The following is an 11,910-nucleotide window of genomic DNA, read 5'->3' on the forward strand; positions in this document are numbered from 1 at the left end:
TATGGCTGATTCAGCAACAGATTTTTTAGCGCAATTTGGCATGGGGCTCGATGCTGCCGTTAATGAGCGACATCTCCCCAGCCCCGTTATGGCGGTAAGCAACCCCAATCAAACCGACTCGGCGGCCTATATTCGCGCCGTTAGAGCACGTTTAATTGAGTTAGGTTATTTAGCCGAGGGCGACAAGCGGGTTAATCGCAGCAATAACACTTTAGATCTGATCTTGGTGAAGAAAATTAAACAGTTACAACAAGAAGCCGGCATCGAAGTGGACGGCTGGGCAGGGCCAGAAACGTGGCAGGTGTTGGAGTGTTTAGTGAGCTTTGAAAATCAGCAACAGCCCGCAAATTGGCAACAGGTGTGGGCCAAGCCATTGGCGCAATTAATTCCTGCCTTCGGCATGCCTAACCTGGCGTTGTTACGGGGTATTTATTGCCGTCTTTACAGTATGGGCTTTTTTAGTGATTGGGAACAGCATCGCATCCACACCAAAACCATCCTATTGCCACAAGGCAACCCCGCATTCGCTTTGGCTATCGCGCAGTTTGCGCAATTTGCAGGGCGTTTAGGCTTGCTCAGTACGACATCGTTAACGCTTACCGAGCCACTAGTGCATGCCCTATACCAGCATGATGCTATCGTCCTTAAGCTTGCCGATGCTGCGTTATTTGCTGAAGTTACTCGCGAGTTTCAGCACAACATTGAGGCCATTAGCCGTATCGAACTATGGCTGCTCGGCTATGATATTACCCCTGGCCAAGACCAAACTGAATGGGAAAGACTGCGCGCGAAAAGAAGTGCCAGACCAAGGCGCCAGCTGTCAAAAACCACACTCGCCATTAGTCGTTTTTATCAAGACAATTCGTCAGAAGCGCTTCATGCAAAACAACAAAGCAACACTGTAGATGCGCAACTGATGGCTGCTTTTGCTGTTTTAACTCATGAACCGAGCAAAGACATTTATCTAGGTAAGCAGCTCAATAATACCGTGCAAAGCATTTTGTCGCACAATCAGCACAAAAAAGAATTTCAGAACCAATTTGCTCGGCTGGCCAACGGTATTTTTGATGGTCTCAAGCGAGTGATCCGCTGGTTATTTCGAGCCGTGAAACAACTGCAGCAGTTCACTACAGAATTTATTGCTAATCTCGCGCGCTATATCAGCAGAAAGGCCCGAAAATTTTATATTGGCGTGGTCAAAGCCATCGATATTGTGCACGCAGGCACCAGTTATTTGCGCAACTCAGTGTATCAGTTTAGCCAACCCGCTAATTTGCTGTTTAGCCACGACCATGATTTTGACCAATATTGTTTACTCAGCCCTAGCGCTACCCCTGCACAAATCAAGCACCATCTCGTGCAATATCGTTATCGCGTTAAGCTTTATGCCGCGAGCTTAAATATTATAAGCCACTTAATGCGTATGGCGCATCGGGTGCTCAAAACCGTAACCACACCCTTTGGTTGGTTACTAGCATTACTGGCGCTGGCTGATTTCGCTAATTCGGCAAAGGCCATAAAACAACAACTCGATAGCATCGCTGATTATCAACTCAGCATCGATGTAAAACAGGCGCTTTTTCAAGCACACATATCCTAAATTCAGCCAAGCCTTAGCCGTAACCGCTCGCTTAGTTCAGCATGTCCACCACCGCATCAGTGTAATGATGCCCCCGTTACAATTTGCTTGATAGGCTCACGGCGGCACTTAGCTGTTGAGATCGTATAAAACAGCGTACTATAACGGCAGTTTTTAACCAGGCGAGCCTTTATGAGCGAATATCCCGACTACAACCTCCTTGTGCCGACTGAGAGAGCGTCTTTTAATACCTGCTTTTATTGTGGTTGTATTGCCAGTGAACATGATTTTGCACCGCCATTAAAATACCGTGATTTATTTCTCAGCACACAAGAACCTGCTGACTTTGTGAAGATCCCTAGTTGTCGTGAATGCTTTGAGCATTTAAAAAGCTGTAAAGCGGGGGCATTAGAAGAGCGCCGTGTTTACGCCAAGAAAAAACTGGCGAAAAAATATGAAAAAGCCTTAAATATTTTCGAAATGTGGACAGAAGAAGAACTCGCTGCGCTGGATTTTAGCTTAAGCTATAGCATTGCTGCGGGCTTAAAACTAGGTTTAGAAACCACCGAAAGGCTTAATTTTCCGGGTTTTAATTACGAAGCGGCCGGTATTAATCATCAAGTATATTATCACCTTAACCCCAGCTTTGACGTATTTGGTGAAAGCTATAGCAGCTTTAGAGAAGCCCTAGACTATGCCAGTAAAGCTTATCGCATTCCCAAGATCACCTTAAAAGAATACTACGCAGAGCACGGCAACAGTTTTGAAAAAGCCATCCATGCGGTACATCGAGAAACCGCAGCCAAGGAATTTCAAAAACAACTTACGACACTGTGCCAGCAATTTGCTAAACAACATAAACAATCGGTCATTTTTGTACATAAACAAGTTGAGCGCTATTTAACCGAAGATGACACGCTCAGCATTAGCCAAGCGCTCGGCAAACTGTATGACGAGCGTATTCATCCCGCAGCAACACGCAAACGCTAAGTTCACAGCGTGTGATAAGCCTAGCTTAACGTGTCAAACCCGATGAGCGTGATTTAAGGCTGTCACACTCGTCACAGCGGCCTCAGACGGTAACAGGTATAACAAAACAGTAGAGCGCGCTGCAAAAATCCGTTGAGATACAACTAGTTTTACACTATCTTGGGGCTGGGTTACGAGTACTGAGCGTATGCTAAATGCCAGCAAAGGCGATAAAAAAATTCGCAATATCTTTTGGAGGCATGCTGTTTATCGCGGCAGCGTTGCATAACCATGCGCTTGAAACCCCCTTTCTTATTGATTTCTCTCAGTTTGATCGTTATCTCGAACAATCTGCTCCAGCGTCAACAACACTGGCTACCTCATCGGCTTGGCAACAAATGTTGCAAGATGCTGCAAACTTACCGGTTGTTCAGCAATTAGAAACCGTGAACACGTTCTTACATAACACACTCAGTTACGAGTTAGATGCCTCGCTCTATCAAGTCGAAGATTACTGGGCGAGCCCTGCCGAAATATTGGCATCAAGGCGCGGCGACTGTGAAGATTGGGCGATCACCAGTTACATCAGCTTACGCGCTTTAGGGATCCCTGATACACAGCTTCGCTTAGTCTATGTTCGAGCACGCGTTGGGGCTGAACACAGTGGCCTCAGTTTAGCGCATATGGTACTGGCTTATTATCCAGATGCCGAAGCTGAACCTCTGATTATCGATAGTTTAATTCAAAATATTTTACCCGCATCAGCCAGGCCAGATCTAACGCCAGTATTTAGTTTTAATTCTACCGGGCTTTGGGCGGGTAGCGGCAATCAAAAATCAAAACACAGTGCGTCGGCGCGGTTATCGCGCTGGCGTGATCTGGTAGCACGATTATCACTGCAGGGCATTTTTTTATAATGCTGGGCAATATGTGGGTTAAGGAGTTTAGGCTATGTCTCTGATTAAGCAGTTGTGGATTGGAATTATTGTTATTGTGCTCTTAGCCTTTGGCAGTAGCTTTTTTATTAGTGCCTATCAATCAAAAAGTTATCTCGCAGAACAACTACAAGTTAAAAATATCGATAATGCCACCGGAATGGCTTTAAGCCTGTCACAAATGGATAAAGATCTGACCACTATCGAGTTAATGCTCTCGGCGCAATTTGATACTGGTTATTACCGGCGTATTACCTTAAAAGACGTAGCAGGAAATACGCTTACAGAATTTACACTTAGCCCTCAACCGGTTGCCGTTCCCGATTGGTTTGCTAGTTTATTAGCGTTTAATGTTAAACCCGGTATTGCTCAGATCCAAGATGGCTGGCAACGCTATGGTAGTATTGAACTGGAAAGCCAAACCGATTACAGCTTAACCGCGTTATGGCACATTACCCAAGATTTAGCGCTAGGCTTTTTGCTGATTGCTATTTTTTGTGGTGTGGTGGGCAGCTTTTTACTCAAACGTGTTAGCCGGCCGCTAAACCAAGTAGTAAATCATGCAGAAGCGCTAGGTAATCGTCAATTCATTACCAGTGAAGAACCTTCAACCTTTGAGTTAAAACGCTTGGTTGCTGCCATGAATCGGCTAACCAGCCGCGTGCGCAGCATGCTAGAACAAGAACAAAAACAGCTGGATAGACTGCAAAAGCAACATGAATTGGACGATGTCACCGGCGCGTTTAACCGCGATTATTGCGCCAACTGGCTCGACAGTTATTTTGGCAATATTGAACACAGTGAATTAAGTTGCGTGTTGTTATTGCGGGTCAGCGAACTGCACGAGTTAAACCTGCAACTCGGCCATGCCAAAACAGATCGTTGGTTAAAACAGTTAATTGCAGAGGTTCAACAATATTCGGGGATGCGCTTAGTTAGCCGTTTAAATGGTAGCGATTTCTTTTTAGTTGTCGATCAGTTAGCTTCGACTGCTGAGTTGACAGAACAGCTACTCAATCAACTCAATCAGAACTGTAAGGTTTCGCCCGATACGGTCAATGCACCGGTATTGTTGGTGGGTATGTCATTAGATACCGTTACTAGCCGGCAGCAAACATTAGCACAGCTTGATGCTTTATTAGTTGAGGTTGAAGCCTCGCCACCATTACAAAGTAAAACGCTGCTTGATGTCAAGCCATACGCCGATTTAGCGGATGCAACCGACTGGCTAAAAGCGCTGCAGCAGGCGGTAACATCTGACAGTATTAGCTCGACTATTTACCCGGTGCGACTTCGTGATAGCCGTGTTATGCATCAAGAAGCCATGTTAAAAATGAAAATCGATGGTCACTGGTTATCAGCTACCCAGGTGCTAGGTTGGGCGCGGCGTTATCACTACACCAGCCAGTTGGATATCGCTATGTTAAAGCACGCTTTGTTGTTGCTGCAAGAGGACAAAGCGCTGAACTTGGCGCTTAATATCTCTGATCTTACTTTATTAGACGTCGCAACACATTATGAATTATTAACGCTACTACAGGCAGTGGAGCCATCGATCCGTGTGCGTTTGGCCTTGGAGTTTGATGAGCGCTTAGTGGTAAAACAGCCATCGCTGTTTAGCCGTTTCGCTGCGGCTTTAACCTCATTGTCAGTGAATGTTGGCTTGCAAAAATGTGGCTTTGCCATTAATGCCATCCAAGACTTAGAAAAACTAGGCATTGACTACTTAAAAATCGACGCTGCTTTGGTACGACGTTATCAAAACACAGAAAGTGCTCATTTGTTGTCGGGTTTAATCAAACTGGCACATACTTTAAGCTTAACCGTGATTGCCGAGGGTGTAAGCGCCAGCGCAGATATTGAAGGCTTGCTTGAGCTGGGTTTTGATGGTTTAACCGGCCCGGCTATTACTTAAAGCTGCCTAAGGCATAATACTGTCGTCCTCTTCTTCATTGAAGAGGTTAAGCCTTTGCATGTCATGGCGAAGTGTTTTGCGATTTAGTAATTTAACCTGCGCAGCCATTGGCAGTTTGGTAAAAGTTATAATGCCATTGGCTGTCAGTAATTCAACTAAGTCTTCTAATACGCGCGCTAAGTCAGAATCAGAGGCTTGCAACTGCTTACTATGGCTTAGTTCTGCACTGGCTAGCGCATAAGCGGGAATATTTTTTTGCATAAAGTGCAAAAGATCAGGATCATTATTAGACAAAAACTCGGGATAGTCTGCAGATTGCTCCGTGCTTAACGCGACTATTTCTTTATTGCTGGCTCGCTTAACATACATAAGACTCTTCCTTTAAAGCAGCATAATCAGTTGTAACCTATCTTTTACCCCAAGTTTAGCAAAGGTTGCGGTAAGGTGCTGTTTTACAGTGCGCTCGGTAATGAATAAACGCTCTGCCACCTGTTTATTACTTAAACCTTGTCGCACCAAGCTCGCCACTTCGAATTCTCTTTTCGACAATTGCCCTTCAAAGGTTTGCCAGGTTGTTTTACTGGGGATCGCTTTAGATAAAAATCGATTGAGTTGATTAAGTAACGCTGCAGGGATCCACAAGGCACCATTACGAATAGCCGCCACGGCTTGGATAAAGTTAACGCTGTTACTGCCGGCATCCAGGTAACCTTTCGCACCCGAGCTCAACGCCACTTGCAGTTCAACTAAAGCGAGTTGCTGGCTGATCACTAACACTAACTTACTCTGTTGCAACTGTTTGACGAGCATCGTCCAATCGCTACGCGCGCTGTGGATTAATACCACATCACAGGCATCTAACGCTTGAATGTCGGCATCGGGATAAACATGCAGCTGCGGCTTACCAAAAGCAGTGTTCCAGCTTGAGGCAGTAAAACCGGGAGCAGTAAAAATTGCTACATTAGCCATTAATTGATTATCTCTCTGTCATCGCGTTACTTTTTGCTCGAAGCAGTGGCTTCAGCAGATACGATAAGACCGTGCGTTTACCGGTAACAATATCGACTTGCACCGTCATACCAGGCAAGATGGTTAACTTATCATCCAGCTTTGGGCTGGCAGTACTTAATCTGACAACATAATAGGTGTTATCTTTTTCATCCGTCACCGTATCAGCACTGATATGACTGACACTGGCTTGCAAACCACCAAAAATAGCAAAATCATAAGCACTGATGCGGATAGTCGCCTGCTGACCAATTTGAATAAAAGCGATATCTTTTGGCGAGATTCTGGCTTCAATTAATAGCTGATCGTCCAACGGCACGATATCTAAAATATCTCTGCCTGGGGTTAATACCCCACCTACCGTATTAATATGCAGCCGCTGTATGGTGCCACGCATGGGTGATCTCACTTCAGCCTGCTGCACCATATCCACTAAACCTGTTTGTAGTTCAGCAAGAGCAGCTAATTTGGCACGCGATTCTGATAACTGATTACGCCAACGATTCAGCACCGTTAACTTAATTTCTTTGAGTTTATTGCGTGCCTCTTGCAAGGCAGACTCAGCTCTCGCAGCATTGGCTTCAGCCCGTTTTACTTCGCCGCTAGCTCGTGCCACTTCGCGCTCTAAGCGTAAAATATCAATATCCGATACTGCACCACTCGCCAGTAATGGCTTGGTTACACTTAACTCTTGATTGGTCAATTCTAAGGTTTGGCTATATTGGAAAAGTGCGGCTCTGGCTTCAACTAACTCTTGTAAGCGTTGTTGCTGCTGCTCTGCTTGCACCGCTAATTGCTCGTTTAACTCGGCTAAACTATTACGATAAAGTTGAATTTCGTGTTGTAGTCGATCGGGCGCTGCCGTTTTTAACTCTTCCGGAAACTGCGGGGCACTTTCGTTAGTTAGCGCTTGCAGCCTAGCGACCTCTGCCGTCAAGGCATAAAACTGTGCTTTGTTCTCAGCTAAGTTCGCGTTTGAACGGGTGGAGTCAACCTTTAGCAGCACCTGTCCTACATCCACCACTTCGCCTTCACGCACCAAGATATTGGTCACTAAACCACCATCCAGCGATTGAATGGTTTGCAATTGTTGCGAAGTGACCACTTTGCCATCGCCTCGGGCAATTTCATCTAATGGCGCAAAAGCTGCCCAGACAATCAATGCCACTACACTAAATAACACACCATAAAGCAAAGCACGCGCCGATAATGGCGATTGCGCTATACGCGCCCACTCCGCTTCAGAGACCCAATCTTTTGAATATTTATGCGGTTGATTACTCATGCGTTGTTACCCATGATACGACCTTGCCGCAGTGCTTCCATAACGGTGTCTTTCGGACCATCGGCTATGATTTTGCCGTTATCCATCACGATAATCCGATTGGCTAAAGACAACAATGGGCTGCGATGTGTAATTAACAACAAGGTTTTACTCTCAGCAAACTCACCTAATTGCTTTCGAAAGGCCTCTTCACTGCTGTAATCTAAGGCTGCTGTCGGCTCATCCAACAGTAAGATCGGCGGATCGTTATAAAGCGCTCGGGCAATCGATACGATTTGCTTTTGACCGCCAGATAAGTTTTGCCCCTTTTCACCAACTTGCATTTCAAATCCGGCCGGGTGCTGACTTAATAATTGATTTAACCCAGAGATGTTACAGATATTGAGAAAATGCTCAGCGCTTTTCGGCGGCGCGGCTAATTCGATGTTGTAACGCAAAGTGCCACGAAACAGGCTGATATCTTGTGGCACATATCCGATATTGTTTCGCACCTGATTAATGTCTAACTGACGAATATCGATACCATCAATCAATACTTGACCTTGCTCAGCATCATGTAAGCCTAAGATCAGTTTTTCTAAGGTCGATTTACCCGAACCGTTTCGGCCTAAGATGGCAACATGCTCACCGGGCTCGATAACAAAACTGACATTTTGTAACGACGGGACATCGCTATCTTGATAGCTGAAACTCACATTTTTAAATTCTATTTTGCCTTGTAGTAAAGGTTTATCAATGGTTTGCCTTGTGGCGTTTTGCTCTGAAGGGTAAGCCATGAGTACATCCAGCTGTTCATAAGCGGATGACGCATAATGAAATTGCGCTAATAATCCGGTAGCTTGGCTTACCGGTGCTAAGGCACGCGATGACAGTAGATAGACCGCAATTAAGCTACCTTGTGTAAGGTTGCCATCGATTAACAGGTAGACACCAATAATGATCACCGCCACACCCGCAAGCTGTTGAATAAACGCGGACACATTACTGACAGAGGCTGATACCGAGCGCATTTTGGCACTGTGATGAGCACAGCTTAAAGACAACTGCTCCCAGCTGTGCTGAATATCTGCATTAACATTATTGGATTTAGTCGTTTCTAACGAGCCTAAGGCTTCAATCAAGGTCGCATTGCGTTCAGCCACCGATTTAGCCGATTCATCCGATAAGAACTTCAGTTTGCGCTGAGCAAAATAAGCATAAATCAACGAAATGAAAGCCCCAACTAAGATCGGTGCTAATAAGGGCAAACTGATCATGCCAATCACGACGCAATACAACAGTACAAAAGGAAAATCGGCCAGCGCAACAATGGTTAAAGAGCCGATAAAACTTCGCACAAACTCAAGAGATTGCACAATTGAAGCAAAACTACCGGTTGATTGCGGTCGATACTTCAACTTCATCGACAACACTTTGTCCATAATGGCAGACGAAAGCATCACATCCGTTTTGCTTGCCGCTAAATCAACAAAATGGTGTCTCAACAGTTTTAACACTAAATCAGCTACCAACACTAAGCTGATGCCAGAGGCCAAAATCCACAGAGTGTGCGTAGCCAAATTGGGCACAACTCGATCATAGACGTTCATCACAAACATCGGCATCGCCAATGCAAACAAGTTGATCATGATCGCAGCTAGCAACACATCGCGATATAACGAGCGGTTTTGCTTAATAACCCCCCAAAACCAATGCAGGTGCGCCGGTAATTTAAAGTGGTTAATTTTATCTGCCGCATCGGTTTTCGGCCGCACATAAAACACCGAACCTGCGTACAGGGCATCAAGCTCGGCTAACGGCAATGTAATGACACTGGCTGGCAATTCAGGATAACTGATGCTGACCTGCTGCTGCGCATGATCAATACTGTGAATAATGCAGGCTTTATTGTCGTGCAGTGTCAGAATAGCGGGGAATAACGCCGTGTTTAATTGTTTCAACGGCCGCTGTAGAATTTTTGAAGCCAGTTTGGCGCGATCGGCCGCGCGATGAAAAACCGCCGGACTAAGCATGTTGTCTGCTAACGGCAAGCCACTGAGTAAGCTGGCAGGACTCACTGCATAATGATGAAATTCACAGATATACAGTAAGGCTTCAAATAACGGGCCGCCCGTATGCTTGTTATCTGGGATCAATACGTCGATTCCTATGTCAGGGTTTATTCTGCAACGCGTGACACAGCATTGTCATATTTTCCAGTAACAACCGCTTCTATCCGGCGATTGACATTGTGTGCGGCTTCCGTATCAGCTTCATCTAACAAGCGACTCGCACCATAACCTTTAGTCATAATGCGTTCTTCCGCGATGCCATACTGAGAAACTAATATTTGCTTTACTGCATCTGCACGTTGTTGCGATAAAATATCGTTGTACCACGCCGCACCATCTGATGAGGTGTGGCCTTGTATTTCAGCTTTTGTATTCGGGTAACGCTGTAAAAATGCAGCAAAACTAGCTATTTGAGGTAAATATTGCTCTTCAATCACGCTTTGATTATGACCAAAGGTAATTTCCAAAGTAAATTTAGCCTCTTTTTGCGTAAAGACGGAGCAACCTTTGGCATCAACTTTATCGGTTATTGGCGTGTTAGGGCAAAAATCAGCACTGTCTTTCACCGAGTCATTATCGGTATCTTGATCAACTTGCAAACTGCCATATACATCAACTGCAGGGCAAGCATTAGCAGGATCAACAGTCAGTTTTTCAGCGCCTAGCTCAGTTAAAGAAGGCCAGGTACTCGAGGTTAACCCCAGTGTATTGGTCAGGTTTCCCATACCAGCTAAAGTTCTAGCCTTAGCGACACTTAAGGTATAAATCGCGGCTAAATAAGCTCGACTGGCTTGAAAGTATTCATTTTCAGAGTCAAGCACATCTAACAATGAACGTTGGCCAATATCAAATTGTTGTTTATAAGCTGTTCTAACTTTATCGGAAGACAAGCGATGTTGATTTAATAATGGCAACTGCTCTGCTAACTTAGTGCCGTCGTTATAAGCAATTTGAATGGTTTGACGAATATCAATACAGGCCTTATCGCGTAATTCTTCGGCTAAATTAACTTCTGAATAAGCACGACTTAGCGAAGCTGAATTACGGCCACCGTTATAAAAATTGTATTTTAATTCAATGCCAACGGATGCTTCATTTTGATCGGTTCTGACACCAATGTCTGAATAGTTTTGATATCCGTAACTACCCACTAAATTAACATTAGGCTTAAAATTTGCTTTCTGAGTTTGCACGCCCGCTTCAGCGGCTTTAATGTTGCGTAAAGCGGCATGATAGGCTGGGCTAGCCTGATAGGCCTGCTGTAGCGCTTGATTAACCGTGCTGGGCAACTGATCTGACGTTGTCACAGGTCTCATATCGGCTGCAGGTAAGGTACCGACAATTCTCAAATAGCGCGTTGTAACATCATGCAAGTTCGACGTTTCAGTAATCAAGTTGCTTTGCGCTAAGGACACACGACCGCTAATTTGCTCTAAATCGACAAATTTTGCGACCCCGGCTTTGGCGCTACTTTCGATTTGCCGGTACACTTCAAAATGTTTGTCTAAATTTTCTTGCGCCAACGCAACCAACTGGCGTTGAGCCAACACATCTTGATAAGCCCGAAAGGCTTCTAACGCGATATTTTCAGCCGTTTCTAACAAGTTAAAATAGGCAACTAGCTGAAAGTTGGAGAATCGATTCACTTCCGAACGCGTGCGGCTGCCATCATAGAGCATTTGAGTTAAAGTCAAACGCGCATAAGCACCGTCATATTCTCTAACCAAACCATAATTTTGCTTTTGATATTGTACCCCTAAGGTGCCATCAACAGTTGGTTTATAACCAGCGCGCACAGACTTAACATCATCGCCTGCGGCTAAAAATTCATACCATTTAGCCAGTACTTCGGGGTTTTTTTCTATTGCCTCTTTTGCAGCTTGCTGCACTGTTGAAGCGGCATAACTGGGGGAAGCGAAAATAATTAAGGTTGCAAAAAAAGGATACAGACATTTTTTTATCACTGACACTGCTCTCAATTGGAATACACCTTACGTTTCTATAATTGACACAATCATTAATTATATTTTAACAAATATACACTATACACATGGCTATAGTTAATAGAAAACAAGTTTTTACGAGATTAACTGTACTCAGGTCCAATGGTGTTATCTACAAACCCACCTTATCATATAAGTTGTGATAGTTATTTAATGGATACACTA

9 protein-coding genes are annotated in these 11,910 nt (G+C 44.7%); 4 read left to right on the top strand and 5 right to left on the bottom strand.

The window, feature by feature from the left end; genetic code table 11:
• The first annotated feature begins 1 nt into the window (after position 1).
• The 4 genes from ACUJFL_RS16965 to ACUJFL_RS16980 all read left to right on the top strand — a co-directional run bounded on the left by ACUJFL_RS16965 (position 2) and on the right by ACUJFL_RS16980 (position 5,398).
• Positions 2 to 1,600 carry a peptidoglycan-binding domain-containing protein gene (locus ACUJFL_RS16965; RefSeq protein WP_445428093.1) on the top strand — a complete coding sequence of 533 codons (1,599 nt, stop codon included), beginning with the start codon at positions 2 to 4 and terminating at the stop codon, positions 1,598 to 1,600.
• Positions 1,601 to 1,771: 171 nt separating this feature from the next.
• A complete protein-coding gene (locus ACUJFL_RS16970) occupies positions 1,772 to 2,569 on the top strand; it encodes a hypothetical protein (protein WP_445428094.1) in 798 nt (265 codons plus the stop codon).
• Positions 2,570 to 2,808: 239 nt separating this feature from the next.
• A complete protein-coding gene (locus tag ACUJFL_RS16975; protein WP_229587666.1) occupies positions 2,809 to 3,465 on the top strand; it encodes a transglutaminase-like cysteine peptidase in 657 nt (218 codons plus the stop codon).
• 34 nt (positions 3,466 to 3,499) lie between these two features.
• Entirely contained in the window at positions 3,500 to 5,398 is a 1,899-nt protein-coding gene (locus ACUJFL_RS16980) for a bifunctional diguanylate cyclase/phosphodiesterase (RefSeq protein WP_445428095.1), read from the top strand.
• A 6-nt stretch (positions 5,399 to 5,404) separates the two neighbouring features.
• On the opposite strand, the gene ACUJFL_RS16985 is transcribed toward ACUJFL_RS16980, so the two are convergent.
• Genes ACUJFL_RS16985 through ACUJFL_RS17005 form a run of 5 tightly spaced genes read right to left on the bottom strand, consistent with a single transcriptional unit; the run spans position 5,405 to position 11,706 of the window.
• Entirely contained in the window at positions 5,405 to 5,767 is a 363-nt protein-coding gene (locus tag ACUJFL_RS16985; RefSeq protein ID WP_445428096.1) for a hypothetical protein, read from the bottom strand.
• Between the two features lie 12 nt (positions 5,768 to 5,779).
• Positions 5,780 to 6,367: a helix-turn-helix transcriptional regulator gene (locus tag ACUJFL_RS16990; RefSeq protein WP_306177944.1), complete on the bottom strand. Its 588-nt coding sequence runs from the start codon at positions 6,365 to 6,367 to the stop codon at positions 5,780 to 5,782.
• Positions 6,368 to 6,374: 7 nt separating this feature from the next.
• The gene (locus tag ACUJFL_RS16995) at positions 6,375 to 7,691 is read right to left on the bottom strand and encodes an HlyD family type I secretion periplasmic adaptor subunit (RefSeq protein WP_226751905.1); all 1,317 of its coding nucleotides are present in this window, start codon (positions 7,689 to 7,691) and stop codon (positions 6,375 to 6,377) included.
• A complete protein-coding gene (locus ACUJFL_RS17000) occupies positions 7,688 to 9,826 on the bottom strand; it encodes a type I secretion system permease/ATPase (RefSeq protein ID WP_445428097.1) in 2,139 nt (712 codons plus the stop codon). Before ACUJFL_RS17000 ends, ACUJFL_RS16995 begins: the two co-directional genes overlap by 4 nt.
• 23 nt (positions 9,827 to 9,849) lie before the next feature.
• Entirely contained in the window at positions 9,850 to 11,706 is a 1,857-nt protein-coding gene (locus ACUJFL_RS17005) for a TolC family outer membrane protein (protein ID WP_445425600.1), read from the bottom strand.
• Positions 11,707 to 11,910: the final 204 nt, after the last annotated feature.

The organism is Alishewanella sp. HL-SH05 (assembly GCF_052655985.1).